This is a genomic window from Bradyrhizobium sp. CCBAU 21365 (assembly GCF_015291305.1).
In the GTDB taxonomy this organism is placed as follows: domain Bacteria; phylum Pseudomonadota; class Alphaproteobacteria; order Rhizobiales; family Xanthobacteraceae; genus Bradyrhizobium; species Bradyrhizobium elkanii.
In genome coordinates this window covers 2,687,740-2,714,501 of record NZ_CP030036.1, presented here as the reverse complement: position 1 = coordinate 2,714,501, position 26,762 = coordinate 2,687,740, and the positions used below count along the sequence as shown (strand labels likewise).

The 26,762-nt window shown below is 60.1% G+C and carries 29 protein-coding genes and 1 pseudogene; 13 read left to right on the top strand and 17 right to left on the bottom strand.

Going from position 1 to position 26,762, the window contains the following annotated elements; genetic code table 11:
* Positions 1-335 precede the first annotated feature (335 nt).
* The 4 genes from XI02_RS12460 to XI02_RS12445 all read left to right on the top strand — a co-directional run bounded on the left by XI02_RS12460 (position 336) and on the right by XI02_RS12445 (position 2,412).
* Complete coding sequence (locus XI02_RS12460) at positions 336-503, top strand: hypothetical protein (protein WP_155258730.1); 168 nt, start codon at positions 336-338, stop codon at positions 501-503.
* 613 nt (positions 504-1,116) lie between these two features.
* The gene (locus tag XI02_RS12455; RefSeq protein WP_016843181.1) at positions 1,117-1,572 is read left to right on the top strand and encodes an Hsp20 family protein; all 456 of its coding nucleotides are present in this window, start codon (positions 1,117-1,119) and stop codon (positions 1,570-1,572) included.
* Positions 1,573-1,649: 77 nt separating this feature from the next.
* The gene (locus tag XI02_RS12450) at positions 1,650-2,147 is read left to right on the top strand and encodes an Hsp20/alpha crystallin family protein (RefSeq protein WP_016843180.1); all 498 of its coding nucleotides are present in this window, start codon (positions 1,650-1,652) and stop codon (positions 2,145-2,147) included.
* Between the two features lie 70 nt (positions 2,148-2,217).
* Positions 2,218-2,412 carry a hypothetical protein gene (locus tag XI02_RS12445; RefSeq protein WP_035633041.1) on the top strand — a complete coding sequence of 65 codons (195 nt, stop codon included), beginning with the start codon at positions 2,218-2,220 and terminating at the stop codon, positions 2,410-2,412.
* Here the strand turns inward: XI02_RS12445 and XI02_RS12440 are convergent.
* Entirely contained in the window at positions 2,387-2,752 is a 366-nt protein-coding gene (locus XI02_RS12440; protein WP_233475806.1) for a response regulator, read from the bottom strand. The two genes, XI02_RS12445 and XI02_RS12440, sit on opposite strands and share 26 nt — an antisense overlap.
* Positions 2,753-3,044: 292 nt before the next feature.
* On the opposite strand from XI02_RS12440, the gene greA reads away from it, so the two are divergent.
* Entirely contained in the window at positions 3,045-3,524 is a 480-nt protein-coding gene (greA, locus tag XI02_RS12435; protein WP_028343859.1) for a transcription elongation factor GreA, read from the top strand.
* Between the two features lie 88 nt (positions 3,525-3,612).
* Here the strand turns inward: greA and XI02_RS12430 are convergent, their stop codons facing one another.
* From XI02_RS12430 to rpoH, 7 genes are all read right to left on the bottom strand, one after another.
* Positions 3,613-4,710, bottom strand: coding sequence for a trypsin-like peptidase domain-containing protein (locus XI02_RS12430; protein WP_038375289.1), 1,098 nt, complete (start codon positions 4,708-4,710; stop codon positions 3,613-3,615).
* A gap of 133 nt (positions 4,711-4,843) precedes the next feature.
* Positions 4,844-5,176, bottom strand: coding sequence for a hypothetical protein (locus tag XI02_RS12425; RefSeq protein ID WP_016843176.1), 333 nt, complete (start codon positions 5,174-5,176; stop codon positions 4,844-4,846).
* Positions 5,177-5,314: 138 nt separating this feature from the next.
* Positions 5,315-5,770 carry an Hsp20 family protein gene (locus tag XI02_RS12420; RefSeq protein WP_038375292.1) on the bottom strand — a complete coding sequence of 152 codons (456 nt, stop codon included), beginning with the start codon at positions 5,768-5,770 and terminating at the stop codon, positions 5,315-5,317.
* Between the two features lie 527 nt (positions 5,771-6,297).
* Positions 6,298-6,630 carry a hypothetical protein gene (locus tag XI02_RS12415; protein WP_129964896.1) on the bottom strand — a complete coding sequence of 111 codons (333 nt, stop codon included), beginning with the start codon at positions 6,628-6,630 and terminating at the stop codon, positions 6,298-6,300.
* A gap of 197 nt (positions 6,631-6,827) precedes the next feature.
* A complete protein-coding gene (groL, locus tag XI02_RS12410; protein ID WP_016843172.1) occupies positions 6,828-8,450 on the bottom strand; it encodes a chaperonin GroEL in 1,623 nt (540 codons plus the stop codon).
* A gap of 35 nt (positions 8,451-8,485) precedes the next feature.
* Positions 8,486-8,800, bottom strand: coding sequence for a co-chaperone GroES (gene groES / locus XI02_RS12405; protein ID WP_038375291.1), 315 nt, complete (start codon positions 8,798-8,800; stop codon positions 8,486-8,488).
* 561 nt (positions 8,801-9,361) lie between these two features.
* Positions 9,362-10,252 (bottom strand): RNA polymerase sigma factor RpoH, encoded by an 891-nt coding sequence (gene rpoH, locus XI02_RS12400; RefSeq protein ID WP_016843170.1) that lies wholly within the window; start codon positions 10,250-10,252, stop codon positions 9,362-9,364.
* Between the two features lie 457 nt (positions 10,253-10,709).
* Between rpoH and XI02_RS12395 the strand changes: the two genes are divergently transcribed.
* Both XI02_RS12395 and XI02_RS12390 read left to right on the top strand, forming a co-directional pair.
* Positions 10,710-11,141 (top strand): hypothetical protein, encoded by a 432-nt coding sequence (locus tag XI02_RS12395; protein ID WP_050999402.1) that lies wholly within the window; start codon positions 10,710-10,712, stop codon positions 11,139-11,141.
* A gap of 602 nt (positions 11,142-11,743) precedes the next feature.
* Positions 11,744-11,962, top strand: a complete 219-nt coding sequence (locus XI02_RS12390; RefSeq protein WP_051448167.1) for a hypothetical protein — start codon at positions 11,744-11,746, stop codon at positions 11,960-11,962.
* Between the two features lie 324 nt (positions 11,963-12,286).
* Here XI02_RS12390 and XI02_RS12385 read toward each other — a convergent pair whose 3' ends face one another.
* The 3 genes from XI02_RS12385 to XI02_RS12375 all read right to left on the bottom strand — a co-directional run bounded on the left by XI02_RS12385 (position 12,287) and on the right by XI02_RS12375 (position 14,247).
* Positions 12,287-12,466, bottom strand: a complete 180-nt coding sequence (locus XI02_RS12385) for a hypothetical protein (RefSeq protein WP_016843164.1) — start codon at positions 12,464-12,466, stop codon at positions 12,287-12,289.
* 1,099 nt (positions 12,467-13,565) lie between these two features.
* Positions 13,566-13,733: a hypothetical protein gene (locus tag XI02_RS12380; RefSeq protein ID WP_016843161.1), complete on the bottom strand. Its 168-nt coding sequence runs from the start codon at positions 13,731-13,733 to the stop codon at positions 13,566-13,568.
* Positions 13,734-13,974: 241 nt separating this feature from the next.
* Entirely contained in the window at positions 13,975-14,247 is a 273-nt protein-coding gene (locus tag XI02_RS12375) for a hypothetical protein (protein WP_075969288.1), read from the bottom strand.
* A 1,516-nt stretch (positions 14,248-15,763) separates the two neighbouring features.
* Here XI02_RS12375 and istA point away from each other — a divergent pair.
* A complete protein-coding gene (istA, locus tag XI02_RS12370) occupies positions 15,764-17,071 on the top strand; it encodes an IS21 family transposase (RefSeq protein ID WP_050999401.1) in 1,308 nt (435 codons plus the stop codon).
* Complete coding sequence (gene istB, locus XI02_RS12365) at positions 17,071-17,928, top strand: IS21-like element helper ATPase IstB (protein WP_018269000.1); 858 nt, start codon at positions 17,071-17,073, stop codon at positions 17,926-17,928. The genes istA and istB overlap by 1 nt, the downstream gene beginning before the upstream one ends.
* Positions 17,929-18,272: 344 nt before the next feature.
* Here the strand turns inward: istB and XI02_RS45330 are convergent, their stop codons facing one another.
* Positions 18,273-18,572, bottom strand: coding sequence for a cysteine hydrolase family protein (locus tag XI02_RS45330; RefSeq protein WP_028344470.1), 300 nt, complete (start codon positions 18,570-18,572; stop codon positions 18,273-18,275).
* Positions 18,573-19,745: 1,173 nt separating this feature from the next.
* Here XI02_RS45330 and XI02_RS12355 point away from each other — a divergent pair.
* Complete coding sequence (locus tag XI02_RS12355; protein WP_038379334.1) at positions 19,746-20,258, top strand: ferritin-like domain-containing protein; 513 nt, start codon at positions 19,746-19,748, stop codon at positions 20,256-20,258.
* Between the two features lie 263 nt (positions 20,259-20,521).
* A pseudogene (locus XI02_RS12350) lies at positions 20,522-20,620 on the top strand (low affinity iron permease family protein); the annotation flags it as partial.
* Positions 20,621-20,925: 305 nt separating this feature from the next.
* Here XI02_RS12350 and XI02_RS12340 read toward each other — a convergent pair.
* From XI02_RS12340 to XI02_RS12325, 4 genes are read right to left on the bottom strand one after another with little or no spacing between them, the layout of a single operon-like run.
* A complete protein-coding gene (locus XI02_RS12340) occupies positions 20,926-21,636 on the bottom strand; it encodes a hypothetical protein (protein WP_028344472.1) in 711 nt (236 codons plus the stop codon).
* On the bottom strand, positions 21,633-22,049 hold the full coding sequence (locus tag XI02_RS12335; protein WP_038379332.1) for a phage holin family protein: 417 nt from the start codon (positions 22,047-22,049) through the stop codon (positions 21,633-21,635). Before XI02_RS12335 ends, XI02_RS12340 begins: the two co-directional genes overlap by 4 nt.
* The gene (locus XI02_RS12330) at positions 22,046-22,615 is read right to left on the bottom strand and encodes a hypothetical protein (RefSeq protein ID WP_016846832.1); all 570 of its coding nucleotides are present in this window, start codon (positions 22,613-22,615) and stop codon (positions 22,046-22,048) included. The genes XI02_RS12335 and XI02_RS12330 overlap by 4 nt, the downstream gene beginning before the upstream one ends.
* A 10-nt stretch (positions 22,616-22,625) precedes the next feature.
* A complete protein-coding gene (locus XI02_RS12325; protein ID WP_038376411.1) occupies positions 22,626-23,609 on the bottom strand; it encodes a hypothetical protein in 984 nt (327 codons plus the stop codon).
* A gap of 191 nt (positions 23,610-23,800) precedes the next feature.
* On the opposite strand from XI02_RS12325, the gene XI02_RS12320 reads away from it, so the two are divergent.
* Entirely contained in the window at positions 23,801-24,760 is a 960-nt protein-coding gene (locus tag XI02_RS12320) for a sensor histidine kinase (RefSeq protein ID WP_016846830.1), read from the top strand.
* 637 nt (positions 24,761-25,397) lie between these two features.
* On the opposite strand, the gene XI02_RS12310 is transcribed toward XI02_RS12320, so the two are convergent.
* Positions 25,398-25,853 (bottom strand): TspO/MBR family protein, encoded by a 456-nt coding sequence (locus tag XI02_RS12310; RefSeq protein ID WP_050999403.1) that lies wholly within the window; start codon positions 25,851-25,853, stop codon positions 25,398-25,400.
* A gap of 192 nt (positions 25,854-26,045) precedes the next feature.
* On the opposite strand from XI02_RS12310, the gene XI02_RS12305 reads away from it, so the two are divergent.
* Entirely contained in the window at positions 26,046-26,249 is a 204-nt protein-coding gene (locus tag XI02_RS12305; RefSeq protein ID WP_307724583.1) for a hypothetical protein, read from the top strand.
* Positions 26,250-26,762: the final 513 nt, after the last annotated feature.

Genomic DNA, 26,762 nt, shown 5'->3' with positions numbered 1-26,762 from the left:
TGCCCCGTGAGGAGGCTGCGCGCGCCCGTCTGGCACGCGAGTTGCTCGGAGGAATACGGCTTGGCCCTCATGTATCGCGCCCCCCAGAGATGGCCAAGCTTCCACCCAGACTAGCGCGGGTGGTCCCCCAAGCCGCTCGCGCGACTTTCCATTCGCCGCGGGTCTGCCGAGATCGGGCCCGGCGAAACGCTGTGGAGATTATCGGCATGATCCGTGGAGAGCTTTAGAATCGCTAAAGCAAGCCGCTCATAGACCAGCCACTCACAGTTGCTCACGGAAACGCGTTGTGATGGAGAACGGAGTGGACGTCCGATGCATCTTAAGTATTCAATACCGTGGGCGCAGCAGCAGCATTAGCGATCGGCGCGCACGATGCTCTCGATGTTGCGCCGAACGTCGGCATCATGCTTGGCGCATTATTGATTGTCGCCTTTCCGGCATCGGTGATCGCTAGCCTTTTAAGTTGCTGTCAAACCGAACGGCGCGATGACAGAACCGGTTGATGATCGCCTATTACTCTTAGATTTCTGCCGGCTCGACCGACATGGCTCCGCCGGCGCAGCGCTATGCCCCCCGGCAGGAGCCTTCGTTCCGAGATCTCACGATGCGCGGCTCTCGTGACTGTCCGACACCAGGGCTATTTGTCGCGGTCTTCCGCTCAGCCGCGACCGAAGGTGGGAGTTTCATCTCCAGGAGCTGCGCGCGCGACATACCAAACCGGCCAGGAGATCCGATGGTGACGCCGAGCGCGGCGAAGCACGGCGGGTCACTCCCGAAAAATGATTCCAGAAGCGCCGTGTCGATCACGTCGTTTTGGACTGCTGCCATGGTCACTTTCGTTGGCGAGTACCTTTGGAGGAACCGGCTGAGACGCAGCAGGACGGCAGGAAGTCCTTCCACATTCGCCTCAGCCGGATCCGACAAAAACATGGGTGCGGCACTGCCGCTTTCGCAAGTGCCTGGAAGGCCTTGAAACGATACGCCCCCCTTCTAATTTTATGGGTAGCCACGCAGTAATTGCACGGCACAATCGGGCGCCTGCTACGGGGCGCGTGCAGGCACCCGGCAAGCGTCCTGGGTGCTCTTATCCATGTTGCTCAAAAGGAGGATATGGCTATGACCACGCTTGATCTCGCTCCCCTGTGGCGATCGACGGTTGGATTCGATCGTCTGTTCGACCTTCTCGCGGACTCCGGCCGATGGACCGGCGCGGACAATTACCCGCCCTACGACATCGAACGTGTCGGTGAGGACCACTACCAAATCACGCTGGCTCTTGCCGGCTTCCCGCCTGACACGGTCTCCATCACGGCCGGGCAGAACACACTGACCGTTGAGGGTCGCAAGGCCGACAAAAGCGGCCATCAATATCTCTATCAAGGCATCTCTGCGCGCCCGTTCCGACAGATCTTCAATCTGGCCGAGTACGTGCAAGTGAAGGGCGCCTGGTTCGAGAATGGCATGCTCAAGATCGATCTGGTTCGGGAGGTTCCCGAGGCGATGAAACCGCGCCAGATTGCGATCAACACAGGTGCTGATCACCAGAAAGATGAGAACAAGCATGCGGCGTAACACCGCCTGCTCACAATTGAATTTTGCGGCGAGGCTTTATCGCGTCGCGAATTTTGGAACAAAGAAGGAGAAAATCCATGGCTATCACCGATCTGCCCCCCTGGGGCCGCGGTCGTGATCTGACCACCCGTCGCTCCGAAAACTACAATCCGGTTCTAACCCTGCACCGGGAGATGAACCGGCTATTCGATGACGCCTTCCGCGGCTTCGATGTCGCGCCATTTGGCGGCAGCTTTCTCGAGCAGTCGATGAATTGGCCGAGCATCGAGGTCAACGAGAGTAACCAGGACGTGAAAGTCACGGCGGAGTTGCCAGGTCTCGACGAGAAAGACGTCCAGATCGAGCTCGCCAATGGCGTTCTCTCGATCAAGGGAGAGAAGAAGACTGAGACGGAAGACAAGGATCGCAGGTTCAGCGAGCGGTACTACGGCAGGTTTGAACGGCGCATCCCGATCGAAGACGTGGACCAGGACAAGATCTCTGCTGCGTTCAAGAACGGAGTTCTGACTGTCACCATGCCAAAGCTGCCGCAAGCAGAATCCAAGGTGAAGCGTATTGCGATCAACTCGAAATGACACAAATCGATGGGAGCGGTCTCCGCTCCCGTCCTATTTCCAATAAGAGCGGGCGGGGGTGTGCCCGACCATGGACACAAAGCGGAAATCCAGTTTTGCAGGCGCTGCGGATGTTGTTGCGCATGCAAAGATCGCGGCTCAACACATCGAGGAACTGAAAGTCGCCTGTGCGAATGGAGATAAGAGCGCGGCCCGCCGTTCGCTGCGCCAGGCTATCAGCGAACTCGAGCTGGCGCGCGCTATGGTGCGGACCGGTATTGATTGAGTCCGCGCGGATTTGGCGCTGCGTCCGAGTCAAGCAGACGGCTGGTGCGTAGCATCGCTTCCAGCTTGGCTGAGAGTTCCTGGGAGAAAAACGGCTTGCTGAGGAGCAGACTGTCGTTCATGTGTTTGCTAGGCTTTTCGATGAGATCTGGATAGCCACTGCAGTACACGATCGGCAAGCCCGGCTGCTGCCGTTGAAGCTCAAGTCCGACGTTGAGTCCAGAAACGTCGGGCATCGCCAGATCAATAATCGCCACATCGATTGCTTGATGAGAAAGGGTCGACAGCGCGGCATCCAGATTATCAGCCGCAATCGCCTGGTATCCGAGATCGTCAAGCATGTTCCGTGACGTTTCGCGGACGCTCGCGTCGTCGTCCACAGCAAGGATGTACTCCCGTGCGCCCATGCAAGGAGTGCCCAATTGGCTCATACAACTGCACTGGTCGATATTCGCACGGCAAACCCGTAGACCTGCGACAACCCAAGTTCCGTTCCCTTGTCGGGCTCCTTGGACCGGGCGGTCCTTGGAACAGGTAAAGGCCAGCATAGTTGCCAGCCCATAGTACCGAGATAGGTAGGCCCGGCAGGCGACCGCGGCCGCTCGCGGTGCTCTCACAAGGCGGTCCGAATTGATGCCAACCCTCCCCATGACTGCGGCCGGTCATGCCGCCCTTAACGACGAACTGGCCGACCGCACTAGAATCAAGCGGCCTCATCTTGCCGAGCGCATTCAGCAAGCGATTGCCGACGAGCCCAACCTTATTGAGAATTCGGAATATCAGGCTGCGTTGGGCGAGCAAAGGCTCAACGAAGCTCGCATAGCCGAGTTAGAAAGCAAGCTTGCACGTGCAGAAATCATCGAAGTGTCAAAGCTCTCCGGCGAGACCATCAAATTCGGCGCGACGGTCACACTGACGGACCAGGATACGGGCGAGGAGCGAATTTGCCAAATCGTTGGCGAGCCGGAAGCCGACCCGGCAAAAGGCAAGATCTCGTTCAGTTCCCCGCTCGCACGGGCGTTGATAGGCAGGTCCAAAGGGTCAGTCGTAGCCGTCCAGACGCCAGGCGGTGACAAGAGTTACAAAGTTGAGCAAGTAAGATGGCTGCCCTAAAAGCAGAGGGGCTGGGCTTTTGAGCCAATACGTCTGCCAGAGCATGAATTTGGCAGTCGACCGGCCAGATTGTCTTGAACCTTTTGCATCAATGCAGCAGGCGAGTGGATGTGCTGCTTGCCTGGACAGGCGGAGCAACTTTCACGACGGCGGAACTGGTTTGACCGCCCCGCACGATGGTGAGCTTCACATCTTGACCGACACGCGCCAGGCCGATCTTGTTACGAAGTTGCGACGCGCTGCGGATCCGACGGTCGTCTGCCATGACAACAATATCGTCCTTCCGCAAGCCGGCCCTTGCAGCCGGAGAGTCTGCCGCGACCTCTGCGATCACCGCGCCTTCGTTGCGCCCTTGTTTGGTCGACGGTTGGAGTTCGCGCAGTGAAACGCCAATGCGGCCTCGCTCAACGTGTCCCTTATCTACAATCTGCTCCATAACGATCCGGGCCATATTCGCGGGAATTGCAAAACCGATCCCGACATTCCCTCCGCCCGGCGAAATGATCGCGGAGTTGATGCCGACCAATTCGCCGCGGAGATTCACCAATGCGCCGCCGGAATTTCCCGGATTGATCGCAGCGTCGGTCTGGATGAAGTCCTCAAAGCCTTCCTTGCTCAAGCCAGTGCGACCCAGCGCACTGACCAGGCCGGACGTGACGGTCTGGCCGAGTCCAAAGGGATTGCCGATCGCGAGCACGAAATCTCCGACCTCAAGCGCATCACTGTCGCCGAAAGGAAGCGCCTGAAGGCCGGCAGGGTCTTGGATCTGCAGCACTGCAACGTCAGTTGGCGCATCGCGCCCGATTACCTTCGCAGTTAACTGCCGGCCGTCCTTGGTCGTGATCCGAACGACCGAGGCGCCTTCGACAACATGATTGTTGGTCAACACATAGCCGCGCCTGGCATCGACGATGACTCCCGAACCGGTCGAATTGATTTCCTTCTCGACCTGCTTGGGAATGTCGAAAAACTCACGAAAGAACGGGTCGCGGTAAAGCGGATTGTCCTCACGGACACGGCCGTGCACGGAAATATTAACAACCGCGGGTGTCACCTGTCGAACTACCGGCGCCAATGTTGGCACAGAACCACCCGTCTTCAGGTCCGGCACTTGGGATATAGCCGGTGAAGCCCCGAATAGCGCCACAACCAGAAGCCATGCCAATATTGTTCGCTGACCCAACATTCCGATCACCCTTGCGTGCTTGTGGGATCGTCAATCTGAGGCAGACGCGTTCCTTCCAATGCTAGGAGCGGAATTGCCCAGGCTGCTGCGGCATGGCCAAGCAGCACGATCGCTAGAACGGCTTCCGTGACCATCACAGCGCCCTCCGCTGTGCGGCGGCCCAGGGCCGCCGCAGCCGCATGGGGACGCCACCGCCACTGGGCGGATCATCATCGTCGTCTCTGTCGAGTTGCCGCAACGCTGCCAGTATGTCGGCCAACTTCACAGCGTGGCCCATTCCGGGGACCTCCCGCATGCCGGGACAGGATTCCACGGCGTACATATCCGACGCCCACGAGGACAGGATGATTCGCTTCTCAGGCGTCGAGAGCTCAATGTCATTCAGGACTTCCGCCGGAGAAATGTAGCGAGCGGCGGGGTGGAAGAATGGGTGCAGATCGCCGCCGTCGATTTTTACGTTAGTCATGGCTCGCCTCCCTGTTCACTCCTTTCCAGGGGATGGTGCTCGTGATTTGGGTGGCGGCGTAGTCGATGCGCCACCCACGTTGAGATGAGATCGGTCAGGAACGTCCGATGACATCGCCGGTCCACGGATCGAAGCTACCTAAGCTGCCTTCTTCCGCTCAATTTGCGACGAAGCAGCCGTTGCACCGATCTGGATCTTGCGCGGCTTCATCGTCTCCGGAATCTCTCGAACGAGATCAATGGTCAAGAGACCGTCCCGGAAGGATGCCTGCTTGACCCGGACGTACTCGGCCAGACTGAAGACTCTCCGGAACGGTCGCGCCGGAATACCTTGGTAGAGATACCGCCGCGCATCCCCGTCGGACGTCTTGCCTTCGATCGTGAGCGCATTTTGCTCCGCCGTCACGGAGATGTCACTAGCGCCGAAACCTGCTACGGCCAGCGTGATTCGATAGTGATCCTCACCGGACCGCTCGATATTGTATGGCGGATAGCTATCCTCATTCGGCCGGCGCGACATGCCGTCGATGAGGCCAGCCAAGTGATCGAAGCCGACGCTGGTGCGCCACAGTGGCGTAAAATCAAGTGTCCTCATAGCCAAGTCCTCCAAAGAGCAATATGGATACGAAGCAAGGCAGGATCGGAGTTTCGATTATCGTCGAACACCCCCGGTCCAGCCTCGTCGAGCCCGGCCTGGCGCTCGACATACCGCAGTCGCGGTCGAGAAACGAATTAGAACTGACACTCGTGAATTCAAGAGGCCGTGCGCTTTTTTCTGACCGAACCTCGCCTGGCGGGTCAGCGACTACGCGGCCAAGCGATCCGGGTAAGCACCCTGGCGTAGGACATCCATCACTCGCTGCTCTCGCTCAATCCGGGCTTGATAGAGCTGCCGCCTTGCTCGCTCCTGGCAGTTGAGAGCAGGCGCTCGTAGTGACCGATCACCTTCAGACAACCTCGGATGAGGAAGTCGCGGACGGCAAGCTCAACTGTTGCTTGAGGTTGCATCAGAGTTCCCGCGCACGGAATGCCTCGCCGAACTCAGCCCGGACATGAGTGCCGCTCGCTCTTGACGAGATTGCGTAAGGTAGGGAGCGGCCTTCGCGGGCCGCTCTCTGAGGTTCAGCTTGTTGCCGCCAGTCCCGCGGGATGGGGCGACGGTTGCGGCCAGATGCCGGTCGGCGCGGAGGTCGGCGGCAGCAAGATGTCGATCTTCATCGTTGCCGCCGCGGGCTGCCATTTCAGCCACGGCATCGTGTCGAGATACGGGATTGGCGGCAGTGGCAGTCCAGTGAAGGTACCCTGTGTGGCCTCGGCTCCCCGCGGGCTTTCCACGCCGTAAGCACCGAAGGCCGCCAGAGACATTGCGCCGGCTACTACTAAAGCAAGCAGGCTTCGCCGCAGATTGCGGTTGGTCTCCGTCCGGTCGGACAACGTATGGTGATAACTCAGCATCTATACTCCTCCCATCGTTCGAAAACAGATCCAGGCAATGGTGACAAAACTCAGGGAGAACATGAACCAATGGATCGTGTCCTGCCTCATCCTGAGCCGACGACGATTAGGCTTGTTCATGGGACACTCCATCTTTGGAAGCGGTCTTCTCTCCTCTCATCGGTGGAGCCCGGCCTTGATCGGCCGGGCTCGGTTGTTCAGAAGTCCATGGCGGGAGCTGCCGAAGCGGATTCAGCCTTCTTCGGCTTTTCGGCCACGAGTGCCTCGGTGGTGATCAGCAGCGAGGCCACCGACGCAGCGTCCTGCAAGGCGGTGCGCACGACCTTGGCGGGATCGATCACACCGGCTTTCACAAGATCCTCGTACTCGCCAGTTGCCGCGTTGAAGCCCCAGTTGTAACTCTGGTGCTCCAGAAGCTTGCCGACAACCAGTGAGCCGTCTTCGCCGGCGTTCTGCACGATCTGCCGAGCCGGCATCCGGATGGCGCGACGAACGATGTCGATGCCGGCCTTCTGGTCGGCGTTCGCGGTCTTGATGCCGTCGAGCGCTTCGAGGGCACGCAGGAGGGCAACCCCGCCTCCGGGGAGAATCCCCTCCTCCACCGCCGCTCGAGTCGCATGCATCGCGTCGTCGACACGGTCTTTGCGTTCCTTGACTTCGACCTCCGTCGCACCACCCACACGGATCACTGCGACGCCTCCGGCAAGCTTGGCGAGGCGCTCTTGCAGCTTTTCGCGATCATAGTCGGAGGTCGTCTCCTCGATCTGGAGCCTGATTTGCTGGGCGCGCGCCTCGATATCCTTCTTGGCGCCCGCGCCCTCAACAATGGTGGTGTTGTCCTTGTCAATGACGACCTTCTTGGCGCGCCCGAGCATCTTCACTGTGACGTTTTCCAGCTTGATGCCGAGGTCCTCGCTGATGACATTGCCGCCGGTCAGGATCGCGATGTCCTCCAGCATGGCCTTGCGACGATCGCCGAAGCCAGGTGCCTTGACGGCCGCGACCTTCAATCCGCCGCGCAGTCTATTGACGACCAATGTCGCAAGCGCTTCACCTTCGATGTCCTCCGCGATGATCAGGAGCGGCTTACCGGACTGAACGACCTGCTCCAACAGCGGCAGCATGGTCTGCAAGCCGGACAGCTTCTTCTCGTGAATCAGAACGTAGGGATCCTCGAGTTCGACACGCATCTTCTCGGGGTTCGTGACGAAGTAGGGCGAGATGTAGCCGCGGTCGAACTGCATGCCCTCGACCACTTCGAGCTCGGTGTGCAGGCTCTTGGCCTCCTCGACGGTGATCACGCCTTCATTACCGACCTTGTTCATGGCGTCGGCCAGGAAGCGGCCGATCTCGGTATCACCATTGGCGGAGATTGTGCCGACCTGGGCGATCTCGTCATTGGAGGTGATTTTCCTGGCGTGTGATTTGAGGTCGGAAACGACGGCGTCGACAGCCAGGTCAATCCCCCGCTTCAGATCCATTGGGTTCATGCCGGCGGCGACGGATTTGCTGCCCTCCTTGAAGATGGCCTGAGCGAGCACGGTCGCGGTCGTGGTGCCGTCGCCCGCCAGATCGTTGGTCTTCGAGGCGACCTCGCGCACCATCTGCGCGCCCATGTTCTCGAACTTGTCCTCCAGTTCGACCTCTTTGGCGACGGTTACGCCATCTTTGGTGATGCGCGGCGCACCGAACGATTTCTCGATCACGACGTTACGCCCCTTCGGACCGAGTGTGACCTTCACCGCGTTTGCCAGTGTGTCGACGCCCCGCAGCATGCGCTCTCGGGCCTCGGTTGCGAACTTCACGTCCTTGGCAGCCATTTTGATCTCTCCTTTCCTCTATGACTGTCAGCGCGCTAAGCTGCCTTCTTGACGGTCGCTGTCTTGTCGACAACACCCAGAAGGTCGCTTTCCTTCATGATCAGGAATTTCTCGCCGTCGATCTTGACCTCGGTACCAGACCACTTGCCGAACAGGACACGGTCACCGGGCTTGACGTCGAGTTGAATGAGCTGGCCCTGTTCGTTGCGTGCGCCGGGGCCAGTGGCGACAATCTCGCCCTGCTGCGGCTTCTCCTTTGCTGTGTCTGGAATGATGATACCGCCGGCGGTTTTCTCTTCGGCGTCGAGACGTCGCACGAGCACGCGATCGTGCAAGGGACGGAAATGCATGCACATCCTCCTTGGGTAGGTTCAGCGATGTCCAAAACCGGGTCCATAACGGCCCCCGGGCAAAAATCCACCTAGGAGCGAGGGTTCTACTTTCAAGAGGTTGGAAGAAAATTTTTGCGGCGAAAGCCGGATCGTCGATATTGCTCGCGGCTCGTAACCGGAGAGCATTCTCCTGCGTCCGGAAACGCTCAGCGCACCTTGAGAATTGAAACCGTCAAACCGAGACGTTGTCTCGGCTTCAGAACAACTCTGCGCGGCAAATTGGAGCATCGTCGAAAGGAGGGTAACCAGAGATGTGGAGCTTAATGGTACTTGCTGCTCCAATCGGGATGGTGATCTCGCTGCAGGCGAAAGAAGCGGATTCGTCGCGAGCAGTGCGAAGCTCCGAGGCCACCGTTAAGCAGCTTGTCAGTGATCAAAGCGGCCAGCCCCCGGGCAAGAACAAAGTCCGGCGGCCGCAAGGACCGTGATTTCTCGGCGGGAGCCATCGTGCTTGATATCTGCACCGGCTGCTGATTCATCGATCAGCAGCCGGCCAGCAGTTTCTATGTTCTGCTTCTACTATGCGCTCGCTGAAGCAGCCGCAAGCTCCGGAAGGCGTGCGCACAGCGTCGACTTGATACGCTGCAACGCACGCTGCTCGATCTGGCGGATACGCTCACGCGAAATACCGAAGGTATTGGCAAGATCGTCAAGCGTTCTTTGCTCATCTGCCATGTAACGGGCTTCGACAATGGTGCGTTCTCGCGGAGAAAGCGCACACAGCGCCTCCGAGAGTGCGGCCTTCTGCCGTTCTCGGTCTCCGGCCTCCACGAGCAGGGTTTCAGGATCAGGAGATGAATCTGCGACCCTGTCCTGCCACTGTTCGCCTTCCTCGTCACTGAGTTGAACATTCAGCGTCATGTCGCCACGGATCCGCCCGTTCATCTCGACGACGTCGGTTTGCTTGACCTGAAGATGGTCAGAGATCTGCTTCACCTGCTCCGGCGAAAGCTCGCCATCGTCCGGCGTTCCAAGGCGTCTCTTCAACTTTTGAAGGTTAAAGAACAGCTTTTTTTGCGCCGCGGTTGTGCCGAGCTTGACGAGCGACCATGATCGCAGGACGAATTCCTGTACGGACGCCTTGATCCACCAAGCGGCATAAGTCGCCAGGCGAAATCCCTTCTCAGGGTCGAACCGCCTGACGGCCAGCATCAATCCGACGTTGGCTTCCGAGATGAGGTCGGCGATGGGCAATCCATAGCGCCGATATTTCAGCGCGATCTTGGCAGCCAGTCGTAGATGGCTCGTCACCAGACGGTAGGCAGCTTCGCTATCCCCGGCATCCCGAAGACGCCTTGCATACATCACTTCTTCGGAGGCATCTAGCAGCGGGAAGCTACGGATCTCGTGCAGGTACCGGGACAACCCGGCTTCCGAATGGATAGCGGTGAGGGCTGACTTGATTGACATGACTTGCCCTCCTTCATAAGCCGTCGCCGCTCTTGAGTTCTAACGAGCGGCCAGACGGAAGATGCAGCTGCGAGACCCCGCCGAGGCGAGTAAGGCTGATCGGCTGCCAAGCGACAATACGGGTCGTTTTCATATCCAAATCCTCCACGGAGCAAAATGGTACGAGCCGCCGTGTCGCCTGGCTTAGCTGGGCCATGAGGCGCCCAGCGACACTCGGGCCGGCGGCGCCAAAAGAACTACGAAACCAACAGGTTGTTCCTCGTATCAGCTAGCCAATTCGTCGGAAGCCATACTGCCGCTGCCCGATGAGGCGGAGGAGGAGCCCGACGCCTCAGGCGGCTTCCGAGTGCTCAGTCCGTCAAGGGTTCAAACACCTCGTAGACTTGGGACATTCCGAACCTTGGCCGAGACGTATACCTATCGAAGTCGGGTAGCGGTGCGGCACGGCTAAGTTTAAATGGATTGCGCCGCCGGCGAGGCGCTCATCCGCGAGGCCGACGATCTGCTCTGCCAGAGCTGGAACAAAAAGATCTGCGCCGACGGCGGGCCCGGTCGACGCATCGCCGTCGATCGACCAGGCCATCAAGCCGGCTATCCGTGGCTCGAAATCAATTGCTCGCGGTGCAAGACACCGCTCGCGGTCGCGCCTAGCCGCGCTGCGCCACGTTCCGACCACCAACGTGCGCGATCTCGCCGGTCGCCTGCGCTGCGTGAAGTGCAGTACGGCGGGCAAGCGGCCGGCCGCGGAGCTGCTGCAGCTGTGGCGGCGCTGCCCGACCGGAGATGCGACGTGACCGAGCTCACGCGTCGGCGCGACAGAGCCGCAGCCGGGCAGAAATGGAACATCCTCTATAGCGACGTCGTCGTTGGCTCAATCGGGCTGCGCTGAGGCCAAGTCGTCATGTCATCACGAGAGGTAGGACGCTCAGCCGATCAGCAGCCAACTTACGCTGACGATGAGCGCCACAAACGACATTCCAGCGAAGCTGAGAAAAGCCCTATTCAACACCAATCTATGCGATCGAAGCTGGACATGGATCGCCGGCAGCGCCATTCCCGCAGATAAGCACGTCAGCGAGGGTGACTCAGCTTTGGGGGCCTAGAGGCCGGTGCTGAGGCCTGTCACCGTGATGAATCGGGACGTGACCCGAGGCGTGGAAGCTAACACGGCTGTCAGAAGTTGCTAGTTTTTCCCGCGCGATCCGACGAAGCTAGTTTTAGTACGCTCCTGTCCAATTGCCACGCGTCAGGCTAGGAACCATCGCGAGGAGATCAGCGTCTAATTGGCGCTTCTGGTCAGCCAAGGTGCCCCCGACTGCCAGAGGAAAACCCGTATCGTTCGGGTTAGCGGCCCCCGGTGGGGGCCGTTTTCAGTTCGCCGCGAAAGCCGAGTGGTGCTTGTCCAAAGTTGATCGTCACGATTCACATAGTTCAATGCCGCGCGCTCCATCCTTCGAACTAATCGACGCGCTCGTATTTCGCAGATGGTGGATGCAGATGGAATTTACTGGACGCCCGATGCGGGGACGTTTCCTCGTTCGGCAGGGTGGCAACGGATGGATGGTCTACGATAGCGAACTCAAAGGACCGGCGCAGATAGAAAAGAACGGCGCGTTCGCCGAGAAGCTGACAAAAGAGCAGGCTGAGACTTTGGCGAAGCTGTTTACGACTCGCGACAAAAAAGACCCCAGCTCCCGGGGAGAGTGCTGAGGCCGGCAAGTAGTCCCACGTGGTTACTCAACGTCGTTGGACTGCTGCTTGTTCCCCGAAGCGAAACGGCCCCAGCGAGGTGCCAGCCGGGACCGCTCCAAACTGATCGAGAATATGCCCCGGGTCTTCGGGGGCAAGAGCCGGGGTCCTGAAGGCGCTGGCGAAGTCTAGCGGCGTTACGAGGCAGGCCGCGTAAAAGCTGGCGCGCAAGCTGCACGGCGGGCTGTCCGGTCGCTGCCTTGCGAAGCGCCTTTATGGCGAGCGCAGCATGGTCGGCGGCTTCATCGTTTCCAGCCTTTCTAATGTGCTCCAGCGTAGGTAGTCTCACTTGATTTCTGGAGGGCTTGGTTTCGGCAAACCATATTTCGCCGCACGCATCTCTGCCAGATGTCGGTATGCCGAGGCTTGCTTTAACAGCTCTGCCTTGAACGCTCCATTCTGCTCAGTGACCGCTAACTTCTCGAACTCAACGGCGCGTTCCAAGTATTCCGTAAGCATCTTCATGATTGAAAACAATCCCGCGAGCGCCCTGACAGCGAGCTTCGCGCTTCTGAACTAGGTAGTCAATCACATCGACGCGGAGAGTAAATCGAGCTTGTACCTTCAAATTAGTCATTTTAGCTTTCGTTCTGCGACCCAGTCAGACAGGGCGTTTGCCCGAACTAATAGCAGCTGGTCCACTTGTGCGTCGGAGAGGCCGACGACCGCGATCATGTGCTGGACCAGAGGATCTGCGCGGCGGATTTCGGTCGCGAGATCCGACTCGTCCTGGACGTTCGCATTCGCCGCGATCACTACCTTGAGCCGCGGCCCATGTGCCGAGCTCGTCAAAGGCCCGTTTCAAGCCGAGTTCGGTGCAGGAGGACGGCACCGGCGCCGGCGGATTAAGAAATCCAATCACCGCCGGGTCGTCGTCGGCGATCTGCTCGGTCACCATCGGCGCCAGCTGCTCACAGACAAACCATCCAACGATGATACCATCGCTGTTTCGCTCTACAAATCCCATCAGCTTTATCCCTCCAACGGATCGAACCATCCGCGGGTAAAGCAGCGGTAAGACGTGCTCGCATTGGATGATCGCGCGGCAATCTGCGCTGATGTATCAATCCAAATGCGCAGATCATTTGCGTTGCCGGAAGTGGTGGTTGATGCTTCCAAACCGTTCCCGCCGACAGAATAGCTAGGTGCGCTGTCGGTAAGGCCGGTTTCGTGCGTTCATTAAAAGGTGTTTTGCGTGGGATTCCCCGCAATGATGTTCACCAGAGTTTGCATCCTAACGCCGGTCGGACAACTGGCGAGCGAAAAGGTCCGCAACGTCGTCCCGACAGTCGCGTTTATATCCGGCGCTGAACCAGGTCAGAAACATTTTCTACCTCGCTGCAAAAGTCGCCGCATGACCTGATGGTCGACATAGCTCTCGAATGCCGCTGCGAACTCGACCGTCTCGCCTTCTTCGATCGTTTTGTGATCTCCGGAAATCGCCCCGATGGGATTTATGTGGATCTTCCGGTTCAGGTTCAGAGATTAGGTGGTCGCACAGCTGCGAGCGTTGGCCGAGGGCTAGCGGAGTCCTAATCGTTTCGGGACTGGAATTTAGCCCTTGCTAGCAGCTAGGGCCAATCGAGTTTACTTGGCTTTCGTCGACGTCACGACCGGCAGCACGCGCCTCGATCGTCGCGATATCGGCATCGACCGGCAGCTGGATCGGATCCGTGGTGCGCTTGCCGCGGCCATCGCCATTGCGGCGGCCGTTCTCGTTAAGTGCGGTCAATCGCGCCGATCTCCTCGAGCCAGGGCAAACCGCGACCGTATCCTGCGATAGGTCGCAATCCGCCGCCAGCGACGGGATACCGACCCAGCACATGCCGTCGCCCTCGACATACTCCCCGAGCGCGCGAAGCACGCTTTTTGCGGGAGCAAATGAATTCGCGCGCGAGAGTTTCCTCTCGCGCAGCGAGCGACGTATCGCGGGAATTGACAGAAGGCCCGGCCGGAGCCGCGCCTTCTCCTCGTCACCAGCCGTACCAGTAGGGATAAACCGGCCGATAGTAGCGGACGACCCGATACGGGCGGCCGTAGTAGTAGGGTGGCGGGCCGTAGACCGGTCCATAATAGACCGGGGGTGCGGTGGCGGCCGCTAATGTTCCAGCGAACAGCCCGAGAGCAAGCCCGGGGCCAATACCCGGACCGCCCCAACCATGGTGACGCCAATGGGCCGAAGCCGGCGCAACCGTTCCAATGAGGAGCGTTGCCGCCGCGACGACTGCAAAAGCAAGCTTTCTCATGTCCCTTTCCTCAACTTCTTAAGCGCTTACGCGCTTGCCTCTTATTATGCTCCAATTAGCCGAAGCTTCGGTTCGGCCATACATTGAATTAGAACCGTCCGGGCCGAGTTCAAGTAACCCGTTGACCAAAGAGGGTGAGATCCATGCTGACGTGACGCGAAGACGATCTGGCAAGCCTAGAACGGCGGCGCCTATTCGGGAGGGAGAGCGACGTCAGACCACCGGAGGCTTTCCTTCGGCAGCTCCTTGATCGGCAGGTCAACATCGCTCTTTCCCAGCGTCTCCTTCAGGGAGCTTGTTTGCCGCGCGGTCCAGACCGCATATTCAGTACGCCTTGGTGCGGCGGAATACCTGGTCCAACAATATCCTTTACCTAACGGTCGAAAATTGCGGCGGTCTTCTCCGCGTAGCCGCGCTTGTGGTCCGGGTCAGGCCCGCGGCCATGTTCTCAAGCTCAAGTGACCAAAAGCTGCTCGTCTCACGCATGATGATTTTATAGCAGCTGTATGACGAAGCCCTCTAAACTCTTGCAATCCACAATGGTGATCAAACCTTTGGCCCATCAGCATCGGCTGCAGTTTCGGCGTCTTGTGAGCAATGAAACGAGCGGCTTGACTTCTGCGCTTCCTCCAGTCGAGAAAAGCTTTCCGGCGCCCGCCGTTAATATGGAGCTGGATACGCTAGCCATCGTATTGATCTCGTGCAGGTGGTTCCCCAAGTGAGCCTTGCTCCGCAGGCGCGCGAGCGGGTTTAATGAAGCCCGGCTTCACAGGCGCACTGCTTCCAACTAAAGCGGGCCCCGCCTGGTTCGCGACCTGGCGAGCGGGTCGCCCCTTTATCGAGCGGCGCACCCGCTGAATGGAAGGCCGGGATCGATCATGACCGGCTCAGAAGCGCGTAAGCGGCACCTACTATAAGTCCACGAAGCCGGCAAAGACGTATTGGCTAGTCCTCGAATGGACAACAGAGGGCTAGAAGATGAGGTCAAGCAACAGCACTGCGCCGGCAATGCTGAGAAAAACGATAATGAGGGTCCAATCGCGGCCTTCTTCCGACATGGTCCCACCTTAGAAACGAACGGCCCCGGCGCACTGGGGAGCACCGAAGCCGTTAAGTAGTCCCACTCCATCGTGGAGAGATAACTTCGCGCGCTACTGCTTGTTCCCGGAAAGAAACGGCCCCAGCGAGAAGGTAGCTGAGGCCGATCCGACGCCAAGCGAATCAAAACAGTACCCAAGACAGCATCAAAGTCGGCAAAGACCTATTGGCCGACAAGAAAGAGCCCCAACTGCGAAGCTGGGGCCAGTGTGAGGCTGGGCGTCTCAGTGCCGGTAGCGGTGCGGCACCGAACAGGCGGCCAATGCCGCGGCATGCGCTTCGTTCCTATTCACAAAAAGGCCCCAGCATCCGGATCATGCTGGGGCCAGGCCGGATCGCCCTGTCGCGCGCCATGGAAAACTGCCCCCTCGGCGCCACGAGGAATTGCCCCCTCCTTGGATAGCCGAGGAGAGAGCGAATGAACGAGGAACGAATCACGGAAGGCTCGTCGTGGATTGATCCACGGGGGCAGGTGATGAAGACGCCGGATGACGTGGCGGAGATGTTGCGCCTGAGGGCGTGTGGGTGGGGTCTGAAGCGGATTGCGCGGCAGCTGGGGTGCAGCCATCACACGGTGAGGGACTACGTGGCGGCGGGCGGGGTGAAGCCGTTCAAGTCGCTTGAGCGGGCGAAACGACTCCATGGCCTCGAGGGTTGGCTGCGCGAGAGGTTCATTCGGCATCGCGGCAATGCGGATGTAGTGCGCCAGGACCTGTTGGCCGAGCAAGGCGTGGCAGTCAGCCGGCGGACGCTGCAACGCGCCGTGCAGCCCTATCGCCAGGCGCTGAAGGCGGAGGCGCTGGCGACGACGCGGTTCGAGACGCCGCCCGGCCGACAGCTGCAGATCGACTTCGGGGAGCGTCTGGTCGAGATCGGCGGGGTGAAGATCAAAGCATTCGTGTTCGTGGCGACGCTTGGGCATTCGCGGCGGCTGCATGTGCGTGCGTTCCGGGCCGAGAAGCAAGAGCACTGGTTCGCCGGGCTCGAGAGCGCATTTACGACCTTCGGCGGCGTGCCGGAGGAAGTGCTGATGGACAATCCACGCGCGCTCGTGGTGCGCCACGACGCGGTGAGCCGGTCGGTTCAGTTTAACGACAAGCTCATCGCGTTCGCGAAGCATTGGGGCTTCCGTCCTCGCGCCTGCGCACCGTATCGGGCGCGCACGAAGGGCAAGACGGAGAATGGCGTCGGCTACGTGAAGAAGAACGCGATCGCGGGGCATTCCTTCGCGAGCTGGGACGCATTCGAGGCGCATCTCGCCGAGTGGGAGCGTGAGGTGGCGAACGTGCGTATCCACGGCACGACCGGCGAGGCGCCGATCGCTCGCTTTGCGCGTGACGAGGCACACCGGTTGAAGCCGCTCGGCGGGCAGCCGTCGTTCGGATCGTTGCGCGAACTGGCCCGTGTCGTCGGCAACGATTGCGCCGTCGAGATCGACACGAACAGCTACTCGGTGCCGTGGCGGCTGATCGGCGAGCGCGTGGCGGTGACAGTTGCGGCGGGCGAGGTGCGCATCCGCCATGGCATGCGCGAGGTTGCGGTCCACAAGCAATCGGAGGGTCGCCGGCTGCGGATCGTCGATTCCGCCCACCTCGACGGGGTTGCCGGTCGCGATGGCGCGGTCTGCCGACCGGCAAACGAACCGACAGTGCCGGGGTCGTCTCCACTGCCCTCGTTGTTGCGTCCTCTTGCCGAATACGAAGCAGCGATCGGAGGGAGCTTCTGATGGCGCGCACAAAGAAGGCTACCGAAGCACCAATCGATCGGCTCGAGGCCATGCTGGCGCGATTGCAGCTCTCCGGCATCCGCGACCAGCTCGACAACCTGCTCGACGAGGCGGCGCGCGCGAACCTGTCGGCGCGTGAGACGCTGATCCTGCTGTGCGAGCGCGAGATCGCGCGCAAGGATCATCGCCGCATCGAGATGGGGCTGAAACTCGCACACTTCCCGACCGTGAAGGAGCTTGCGGGCTTCGACTTCGAGGCGCAGCCATCGATCGATCCGAAGCAGATCCGCGACCTGGCCGCGTCACGTTGGATCGCCAACGGCGAGAACGTGCTGCTGCTCGGCCCGCCGGGCGTCGGTAAGACGCACTTATCGATCGCGCTCGGGCGAGAGGCGATCCTGGCCGGTTACACGGTGCAGTTCACCACGGCGACGACCCTGGTCGCTGGCCTGGCCAAGGCGCATGGCGAGCGACGCCTGGACGAGAAACTGCTCGCGCTGGCGAAGCCAAAGCTGCTGATCATCGATGAACTGGGCTACCTGCCGCTGGAGCCCGACGCGGCGCATCTGTTCTTCCAGTTGGTCAGCCGCCGCTACGAAACCGGCGCCATGCTGATCACGTCGAACCGCAGCGTTGCCGAATGGGGCACCGTGTTCGCCGATCCGGTGGTCGCCACTGCGATCCTCGACCGGCTCTTGCACCACAGCCACGTGCTGACCATCCGCGGCGACAGCTACCGGCTCCGCGCCAAGCGAAAGAGCGGCCTCATCAAGCCGCCCGCCGCTGACGGCCCTCCGGTCGGCTCCGCCTCCCTCCGTCCCGTCAGCGGCGGAGCCAACCCTGAACCGACATCATGAACCCGAGGGTGGGGGCAGTTCTTCATGACGCAAAGGGGGCAGTTCCGGATGGCGTTTGACAGCCCGAACCGCTGTCCACCGAGAGGAGGCAGCGGTCGTCGTTTTAGGGCTGAAAGAATACGGAATAAAAAATTGCCTGCTCTATTGCTCGGATAATGCAAACGACGCCGGTTCCGGAATAACCCATGTGAACTCTGGAGAGCGAAAGTGCCGCTTTTTCCTGCCCCTTCACGGGATTGCCGAAGACAGTTTCACTTGGAGTCTCAGCTCTCTCCAGGCTGAGAACCCCTACCGTGCAAGGCGAGGCCCCGTAGGACCCCACAACGGGCCTCGCTGCGGATTGGTTATGTGACGGTGGGCCGGCAAGCTGTAGCAACTCGACTTGACGTACCCAAGCCAAACTTGGCTCTTGGTTTTGCGTGGAGTTGCGTTATGCGCTGGTCCCGTTGGACACCCTCGATAGCGCCAAGCATGGTCGCCAGCACGCACACATCCGTCTCTCTGCCAGTGATGATGACCGTATCGATGCCATCGCTGCATAGCTGCTGGTGAAGATCGCAGCCTGTCCACGGCGAACAAACATGTTTGTCGAAGTTGCGGGCCGCGGGAGCGAACTTCGCGAGGTCGGGTACCAATTCCACCATCTGGCCCGATGATGTCGATTGTCATCGATCCCCAGCGTTCGTAGTAGTGCCGCCACGTACACGCGCCCTGGCCCGGCTTGCGGGCAGGAATAAAGCGAGTGAACAAGGTTTTCTCGGGACGAGCAGCTGTTGCGGCGAGGATATTCGGGAGGACGCGCGGGAGCCAGGGCATCTTCCAGTCGGTGGCTTCAGCGAACATTACTGCATATCAACGCAGATATGAACCGCGCTCTCACCGGGCGGCCCGTACCAAACTTCATCGTCCTTCGCCATTGTCTCAAAATCCCGGAAAGCGAGCCCCAACGGAGCGAGACCCGGTTAGTTCCTGCGTGCTCGAGGGTTGTAGCCAGCGACTCGCCGGGCCCGGTAGCAAGTGGACGTTGCGTGACAGATCTTAGCAAAGATATCGACGTGGTCCGGGCTATCGGAGCGGTCGCGACCATACTTGAGGACGCCAGCAAGGCAACCGATCCGGGTGGGCATGACGACGTTCACCGAATCGACGGGCTCCCGCGAAATGTGCAATTCGTCTATATCTTGGGATGCGAGAAGATAAGCGCGCGGAAGACGTAGTTCTTGCACTGGAGAAGCATCGCACCCAAAAAAAGCGCGTGGGCCCCGCTCCTGAGATCGCCGGAATACCGCGCGCCTTCGGCTACGCCGACAATTCCTTACCAACAGCGGCAGCTGAATTGCCGACCTTTTCTATCGCTTTCCTTCTATCGCTTTCCGCAACTCTTCTGGACTTGCCTGCAATGCTTGACCGGACAATGCCGTACGTCCGGGTCACGCATGTTTATCCTACGCGGTCCGGCTAGAACTTCTGAGTTAGGCCAGACATTCGCACCTCAGTGGTGCATTGCAGGAATAATGATGATCGGAAGCGGTATGCGATGAACCAGAGAAGCGCCCCTTTTCCGAAACCCACAATTTCCGCCTCACGTTTGTGAATGGCGCCCGGGTAAAAACCCGACCTCGAAATCGTTGTTCGTGCAGCCGGACAACCAAGTCAGCCACAGTCAGTGCCGCCGAATGCTGAGAAGCCCCTTCCAGAGCTTCTTGCTCCTGACTCCCTAACGCATGACGCGCGCTCAGCCGAGGGTCCGCCATTGTCCTAATTGGAACCGGGTTTCCCGCCAATTGTTGTTGTGCGCCACTTAAGAGGAGCAGCGCATGGCTAGGAAGCCGAAGAAGCTGGAAGACCTTTTCCACGAGACGTTAAAGGACATCTATTTCGCTGAAAACAAGATCCTCAAAACCCTCCCGAAGATGGCCAAGGCGGCGCAGTCGCCCGACCTCAAGGCGGCGTTCACGCAGCATGAGCGCGAGACGAGGGCCCAGGTTAAGCGACTCGACCGCGTATTCAGGATCATCGGCAAGCCCGCGCGCGGCAAAACCTGCGCGGCCATCAACGGCATCGCCGAAGAAGGCTCCGAGATCATGAAGGACTTCAAGGGAATGCCCGCGCTCGATGCGGGTCTTCTCGCAGCCGCCCAGGCCGTCGAGCACTATGAGATTTCGCGCTATGGCACGCTGTCCACATGGGCTGAAGAGCTCGGCTATGATGAAGCGGTCCAGCTGCTTGAAGAGACCCTGACCGAAGAAAAGAACACTGACAAGACTCTGACGGGCATCGCCAAGTCGGTTGTCAACGTTGAAGCCGAGAAAGAAGAGGAAGACGCCTGACTGATGTCAAGCGCGACCTCTTAGTCTGGCCGACGCCGCTCCGACAGGCGTTCTAGCAGGCGATCCATACGGTGCGGCTGCCTCGATCGTCGAGAGCAAAGCAATCGCACGAACGTGCGAGCGCTCTCGCAGCCTGCGCGTCAGAGAGGCGAGCAAGCACGGCGTTCCAAGAGCGCGCCCTGAGCGAAGGAACCACACCGGCACTTAATCCGGCCGGTCGCGAGGCGAGGTCGTCGAACGTGTCAATCCGACGAGAACTTCCTGTCACCTTCCTTATGGTTTTCCTGATCCAGAATTCGCAGAACCGCGACAGCGCTGCCATGCAGGTAAAACTCGATCGCGGCGAACAACAGCGCGCCGACGCCGAGAACCGTCGCCAGAATGCCCTCGGCGGGGCGGCTGGCTCCCGCCAGCATCGCATCGATTGCGTTGGCTCCGGTGTCCCCGAGCATGTCCTTCAAGGAGGAGGTGACTTGTGAGGTGACGGCGTCGTAGCCGAAGAACAGCCCCGCGCTCGCAATCGCCATCACGATAATAGGACCCAAGGAGAACACCGAGTAGTGTGCAAGGTCGGCGCTCTGCCGCGCATCCTTGTGGCTCGACCAACTGGTCGCCGCCTCTTTCCCGACCGTCCGCCACATTGCAGCTTGTCCGGTTCGGTTCAGGCTTATGGCGACCTCACCTTTTTCCGTGCCGCATCCGCCGCATCGATGCCAGCCTGCTTCACCCGATCGATGGTTTCGGCGCCGACGTCGCCGACTTCGGCGCTCAGCGTATCGGTGGCTTCGCGCAGGCTTTGCGATACCGCGCCGGCGCGCGTGTTCAAGTCGGCTTTGACATCGTCGCTGAGCTCGCCCACCCATTCGTTCTCGAGATCGGAAGCCCGGAACGCACCCGCGATTGCCGCTCCGATTGTCAAGCCCACGGCGCCGAGGACGAGCGGCTGCCGGTCAAACATGCCGGCCAACGATGACTGCGCTTTCGTGAAAGCCTCCTTTCCGGGCATGCTGAGGTTCTCGCGCGCATAGGCGAGGCCTTCGTCAAACCGGTCCTTGATCTTGTCCGCCGCTTCCGACATGGCGTCCGAAGCCGCGCTACCGGCCTCGCGTGTGGTTTCCGTGGCGTCATCATGATCCATTTCTGGCGCGGTCGGCGGCGCCGCGGTCCTTTGGAGTCCGGACGCGGCCGCGCGAACATTGCGCGCGCCGAGATCAACGATCGGCGAAGCCGCCGCTGTCGCCGATCGCGTCGCGCTCTTGAGCTTCTCGTCGCCTGCCAACAGCCAGAACACACCGCCTCCGATCAGTGCTGCGGCGAGCGGGTTTTCCCGCACCGCCGTTACGAGACTATCGAAGAAACTCGTCTGCGTGCTGCTCATTGCACCATCCCTTTCACGGTATCCTTGTCGTTATCGAGCTGCCGCATGGTTTCCCGCGGCACCAGACCGCGGGCATCTAGCCGGTTGATGCCGATCGCGAACAGTATACCCGCGATCACCGCGGCCACGATCGCCGACGTCAAATAGGAGAGCGGCTGTGACCATCCTGCGCCGATCATCGCCGCCGATAGGGCGAACAGCGCCATCACCAAGGCTGGGATCACCAGGAGGGCACCGCCGGCGATGAAGACCAGCGCGCTGCCGACCTTCTGAACCTTTTCGCCTAACTCGGCTTTGGCGAGATCCACCTCGTTCTGGAACAGCTTGGCGAACTGCGACAACGCGTCGCCGAGCAGCGTCGAGATGGTTCTAAGATCGTTCTGACTTGTCCTGATATCGTTTTGGATGCTCATGACACGTTGCTTTGCTGCGAGGATGACGATTGTTCGCGGTGTTTCGAAGGTGAGGAACGCCCGCCCGACGCCCTCAGAAAACGGACTGCCGCGAACCCGGCAAGGACCGAAATCCCTAGAAACGCGGCCGGCTGCCGCTTCGCAAAATCGGTGGCGCCGTCGACCAGGTCGCGAAAACTTCCGTGGCGGACTTTATCGGCCGCGTCATCGACATATTCGGCGGCAGAAGTCATGCCACGAGCAGCAAACGGCGCATCGCTCTCGAAGGCGCGGGCCGCTTCACGAATGTTATCGGCAAGGCGCGCCATGAAGTCCGCGCCCGACCGCTGCTTGTCGCGCGCCTGGTCCTCGATCTGGTCCACTGTCCCGGAAGCCACGTCTTTGGCGGCGTCAGCCGCTTCCTTGAACTTGTCGCTGGCGACATCGGTCGACGCTCGGAGGGCGTCGCCGGCGCGCTGCTTCACCTCTGCGCCGGCATCGGCCATCTGCTCCTTCAGGGTCTGCGAAGGGCCGGTATTCTGGTTCTGCGTGGAATTCGTCTCTTTAGTCAGGTCCACATCGCTCATGATCGTTCTTTCAAGTGTTTGGGTTTGGGGAAGGACTGAAGGCCGCCCTGACGACGTCGTCGGCAGCCTCTTTGAGTCTGTCCGCCACGTTTTCGGTCATGCGGCTGGCATGCCCACCGAGATCGGCCTCGCCGACGCTTCTTGCCGCCGCGTCGGCCGCCGACATCGTCGCATCCTTGGCTGCTTCGAAACCGGATTGTGCAGCCTCCCCCGCCGCCCGTTTCATGCTGTCGCTCGCCGGGCCCATCGCCTTGGCTTCGGCGGTTGTTTCGGGAAGAGCCGCGGCAAGGATGGCGCCGATCGCGATCCCAAGGCCGGCGATCAAGGCGGCATTGTCGCCGATGACCTGCCGGGCCTTTGCAGGCGCCGTGGCCGCCGCGTCCTTGACCGCGCCAGCTCTCCCCTTGACGGCATCCATGCCGCTCTTGAGCGTATCGCCGACAGTGCCGGCGGCCTGCGCCGCCCGCTTGCCAAGATCGTCGGCCAGGCCCGCAGCGGCATCTTGCGCATCGCTGGCCATGTCGCTGGCCTGACTCTGAGCCAAATTCAGCCGATCTCTCATGTCGCTGCTCGGCGCGTCCACTCGGTCGGCGGGCTGATCCAGCATCTCTCCCGCCTTCTCCATCACCGGTGCGGCCGCTTCCGCGGCCTGCTCGCGCACCGTCTTCGAGGTCAGGGCAAGGCCAGCCCCGATCATCAGAAGTGGTAGTGGAAAACCGCGCGCCAGGCGCAGCAGCGGGATTGCGACCGCGGTGCCCGCAGCGACCGCCTGCATCGGATTGTCCATGGCTTGTTGCTTCAGCGCCTCGACCCAACTCTGGGTCTTGTTGCTGATGTAATCGGAGACTTCCGACTTGATGTGTTGGGGCGAGACCTTGTGACGGAGGTCGTCAGCGGTATCCGATATCCGCTCCCTCAACCTATCGACCGTCGCCGCGAACTCGGCACGGCTTCGCTCGCACTCCCCCCTCAGCTCCTCCACTGATCGCGTCATGGAATTACCCTCTTGGATTTTTGTTCGGTTCTTTCGGGACGAACTCACGCTTTGTTGAATCGTTCCTCAGGACCAGAAGAGAGACAGGCCCAGAGCACCCCACTTTGGTTTAGGCTCAGCAGTCCGCGCGCCGGCCGAAGCGCTTGAGGCAAGCGACAGGAACACGCCGACAAGCCGGTTCGTTGCTTTCCATGGACCGGCTCCTGCTTCGCTTCATGTCCGTCACGCCCAGATATCCCCTGTGGGTGCGGTACCTCTTGAGCCTCGGGCTTGTCGGGTTGGCATTTGTCGCCAAGCTCCTGCTGGACGATCAGTTGAGACCCGATCCGCTGATGCTGTTCATCCCGGCCATTTTCCTGGCCTCAGTCATCTTCGATCGCGGCTCAGGCTTTCTCGCCACCGGCGCGAGCGCGGCGCTGGCGGCGCGATACTTTATCCCTCCGCCTCCGAGCGCCGCTATCGCGCCCCTCCTGATCTTTCTCGCTAGCGGGCTATGTCTTGCAGGGGTAACGGAAGCCCTGCGCACGGCACTCCAGAAGCACTCGGAGGCAAAGGCCTACGCGGACGTTCTCATGATGGAGTTGGCGCACCGGACCAGGAACGACCTCGCGACGATCATGTCGATCCTCCGTCTGCAGGCGCGATCGGACCCTAATCCCGCCGTGCAGGCAGCGATCACCTCCGCGCTGGCGCGGATTGAGGTTGTCGCGAAGGTTCATGATCGCCTGCGCGACACGCCGGTCAACAGCTCGGTCGACCTCCCCGCTTATCTTGAGGCGTTGTGCGGGAGCCTTTCGGATCTGCACCGGGGAGTGCGCCCGATCGCGATACGGGTGTCCTGCGACGAAATCGCCGTCAAGAGCTCGCAGGCCGCATCCGTCGGTTTGATCGTCAACGAGCTGGTGACAAACGCGTTCAAGTACGCGTTTCCGGAGGGGCGCCCGGGCGTCGTGGAAGTCGACGTCCGGAAGAGAAACGAAAAGGTCGTGATCACGGTGAGGGACGATGGAATCGGATGCCCCACCGAGGCGAAGAGCGGTTTGGGAACCCGCCTGATCAATCTGATGGTGGCCCAGATGCAGGGAGGCATGACCAGGGCGCCGATGGCGCAAGGCTGCGAGGTGGAAGTCGTGGTCGTCATCGAAAGCTGATCACGAACGCCTACCCGAAGTTGGGGAATTCAATCGCTGATGCATCCGACTCTCAACATGCGAGAAGCCGCCTTGGCTTCGAGCTTCTGCACATAGTCCGCAAGGCTGAATTGGCGCTTGAAATTGCGGGTTGAAATGCTGCGATGGAGGAACTGGCGCTCGCCTTTTTCAGGCTTACTGCCCTCGATGGTGACTGATCGGCGTGATCGAGATGTTCTCAGGCGCGAAGCCCGCCACGGCCAGCGAAATCTGGTAACGGTCGTCATCCGCTCGATGTTGTAAGGCGGGTAATTGTCCTCGCCCGCCCGCTGGCCATTTCCGCGAGGTCAAGATCGAAACCGATGGTCGAGCGCCGGAGAGACGAAAAGTTGTGACTGCGCAAGCCAAATCCTCCAAAGAGCACGATGGTTACGAGCGGCAGCGGGCAGGACCGGTGCCCGTCTCACCTGACCAAGCCTCGACGCCATCCTTTGAAGGCGACAAAAAAGCAAAGCGGATTTTGGTTTCAAGAGGGACCCGAAAAATTTCGAAGCCGTCGCCCCCAACCGGGCGTGCCGGGTGCCGGGCTGGATCGCTCAAAGCGCCGAGCCCGCCCGCCGGCGGCTCTTAACTCGCGTTTAGCAGGTCCATCAGGAATTCAATTAAGGCGGTACAAAGCAAAGTTTAAAAGCGATGCAAACGCTACCCAGCCCGCATACGGGATAAATAAGAGCGCAGCAAGCCGATTGGCCCGCCATTGCAGGCCTATAAATAACAGAATCAGGCCCAGCAGCAGAATGATGACCGAGAGCCCCATGGCCAAGTTGTGCAAGCGGAAAACAATAGGAGACCAAAGAAAATTAAGCGCCATCTGTCCGAGCCAAACCTGCAAGGCCAGGCCATTGACCTCCTGCAGGTAGGTGCGCCAGCCCGCGATTGCGATCATCACATACAGAATTGTCCAAGTTGGCGCGAACACCCAATTCGGAGGATTGAATGTCGGCTTCTGCAGTGCGGCATACCATGCACCAGGCAAGTTGGTTGCGCCAATTAGCCAACCAATACCCACGACGGCAACAAGAAAGATGAGCAGACTTCGATTTCGTGCTTTCATGATCCAATATTGCACGTTCAGCAGAGGCGGGAATAGGCAGTCCAGACATCGGCGGGCCAATAGTCCTGAGGCGCCCCTCGCGGCGTCTTGCCCGACGGTAAGCTATGTTGTCCGGCTGGAGCCGCGATCCGCCGGCATTTACAACAGGAACCATCGATATCGACGTCTGTTTTGTCTCGTATGAGTGAATCGTTGCCAGTCCTCGTGGAGAGGTCGATCCAGATCGCCTGGGACTTGCTCGAACGCTCCGGCGAGATCACAGATCCTGGCGATGTGAGCCGCTTTCTTCTCAGAAATATCGATGACATGGTGCGGGCTGGAGAGCATCGGCAGCTCATGCTTGCGAACAATGCGATCGACGCTTATCGCCGCTACAAGCGTCTGCTTGCGGCATGATCAACTCCAATTGTCCGTTCTGCGGCGGCTGGGCTGGCTCCGTGAAAACCATTCGCATCTGACGAGACCCGCGCGACTTGCAGTGTAGTGCAGCAACGAGGTGTGCAACCGTTCCGACGATATTGACCAAGGCGTGGAGAAGCCCAATGTGAGCGGGCCGTTCGAGGAGAGCCGCTCGCCACGAACCAGCAGCTCGCGGTGTTGTTGCAGCCGTTGTAGGGTGATAGGTTGAGCGAGATACCCTCGCGCCAGCGTTCGAAGCCGCCTAGATTCCGTGTCGGTTTAGGGCTAGCGCAAACGGCATTTGTACTTTGGGCTGGCTTTGCGTGGGCCATTCTTGTCGAGGGCTACGGCGCTCTGCAAAAGATCATCGGCCGCTACGCTGTCGACCGTGCCGCTGAGATGAACCGCAGCGAAGCCGCGGTACGGCTCGGAGCCAAGTTTCTCAGTCTAACCTTGGCGGAAAAATTGCTGCTCTTCCCGTCCACAGCAACGGTCCTAATGGAAATGTGC

Excerpts from the sequence above, each read along its gene's own strand:
- XI02_RS12385 (WP_016843164.1), bottom strand. The coding sequence starts at position 12,466 with ATGAAGATGCTTACGGAATACTTGGAACGCGCCGTTGAGTTCGAGAAG.
- istA (WP_050999401.1), top strand. The coding sequence starts at position 15,764 with ATGAACGAGGAACGAATCACGGAAGGCTCGTCGTGGATTGATCCACGG.
- XI02_RS12335 (WP_038379332.1), bottom strand. The coding sequence starts at position 22,049 with ATGAGCATCCAAAACGATATCAGGACAAGTCAGAACGATCTTAGAACC.
- XI02_RS12455 (WP_016843181.1), top strand. The coding sequence starts at position 1,117 with ATGACCACGCTTGATCTCGCTCCCCTGTGGCGATCGACGGTTGGATTC.
- XI02_RS12445 (WP_035633041.1), top strand. The coding sequence starts at position 2,218 with ATGGACACAAAGCGGAAATCCAGTTTTGCAGGCGCTGCGGATGTTGTT.
- XI02_RS12330 (WP_016846832.1), bottom strand. The coding sequence starts at position 22,615 with ATGAGCGATGTGGACCTGACTAAAGAGACGAATTCCACGCAGAACCAG.
- rpoH (WP_016843170.1), bottom strand. The coding sequence starts at position 10,252 with ATGTCAATCAAGTCAGCCCTCACCGCTATCCATTCGGAAGCCGGGTTG.
- XI02_RS12325 (WP_038376411.1), bottom strand. The coding sequence starts at position 23,609 with ATGACGCGATCAGTGGAGGAGCTGAGGGGGGAGTGCGAGCGAAGCCGT.
- XI02_RS12310 (WP_050999403.1), bottom strand. The coding sequence starts at position 25,853 with ATGAAAGCACGAAATCGAAGTCTGCTCATCTTTCTTGTTGCCGTCGTG.
- XI02_RS12375 (WP_075969288.1), bottom strand. The coding sequence starts at position 14,247 with ATGAGAAAGCTTGCTTTTGCAGTCGTCGCGGCGGCAACGCTCCTCATT.
- XI02_RS12440 (WP_233475806.1), bottom strand. The coding sequence starts at position 2,752 with ATGCTTGACGATCTCGGATACCAGGCGATTGCGGCTGATAATCTGGAT.
- XI02_RS12395 (WP_050999402.1), top strand. The coding sequence starts at position 10,710 with ATGGATTGCGCCGCCGGCGAGGCGCTCATCCGCGAGGCCGACGATCTG.
- XI02_RS12450 (WP_016843180.1), top strand. The coding sequence starts at position 1,650 with ATGGCTATCACCGATCTGCCCCCCTGGGGCCGCGGTCGTGATCTGACC.
- XI02_RS12320 (WP_016846830.1), top strand. The coding sequence starts at position 23,801 with ATGGACCGGCTCCTGCTTCGCTTCATGTCCGTCACGCCCAGATATCCC.
- XI02_RS12430 (WP_038375289.1), bottom strand. The coding sequence starts at position 4,710 with ATGTTGGGTCAGCGAACAATATTGGCATGGCTTCTGGTTGTGGCGCTA.
- groES (WP_038375291.1), bottom strand. The coding sequence starts at position 8,800 with ATGCATTTCCGTCCCTTGCACGATCGCGTGCTCGTGCGACGTCTCGAC.
- XI02_RS12415 (WP_129964896.1), bottom strand. The coding sequence starts at position 6,630 with ATGCTGAGTTATCACCATACGTTGTCCGACCGGACGGAGACCAACCGC.
- istB (WP_018269000.1), top strand. The coding sequence starts at position 17,071 with ATGGCGCGCACAAAGAAGGCTACCGAAGCACCAATCGATCGGCTCGAG.
- XI02_RS12355 (WP_038379334.1), top strand. The coding sequence starts at position 19,746 with ATGGCTAGGAAGCCGAAGAAGCTGGAAGACCTTTTCCACGAGACGTTA.
- XI02_RS12420 (WP_038375292.1), bottom strand. The coding sequence starts at position 5,770 with ATGAGGACACTTGATTTTACGCCACTGTGGCGCACCAGCGTCGGCTTC.
- XI02_RS12340 (WP_028344472.1), bottom strand. The coding sequence starts at position 21,636 with ATGAGCAGCACGCAGACGAGTTTCTTCGATAGTCTCGTAACGGCGGTG.
- XI02_RS12425 (WP_016843176.1), bottom strand. The coding sequence starts at position 5,176 with ATGACTAACGTAAAAATCGACGGCGGCGATCTGCACCCATTCTTCCAC.
- XI02_RS45330 (WP_028344470.1), bottom strand. The coding sequence starts at position 18,572 with ATGGTGGAATTGGTACCCGACCTCGCGAAGTTCGCTCCCGCGGCCCGC.
- groL (WP_016843172.1), bottom strand. The coding sequence starts at position 8,450 with ATGGCTGCCAAGGACGTGAAGTTCGCAACCGAGGCCCGAGAGCGCATG.
- XI02_RS12390 (WP_051448167.1), top strand. The coding sequence starts at position 11,744 with ATGCAGATGGAATTTACTGGACGCCCGATGCGGGGACGTTTCCTCGTT.
- greA (WP_028343859.1), top strand. The coding sequence starts at position 3,045 with ATGCCAACCCTCCCCATGACTGCGGCCGGTCATGCCGCCCTTAACGAC.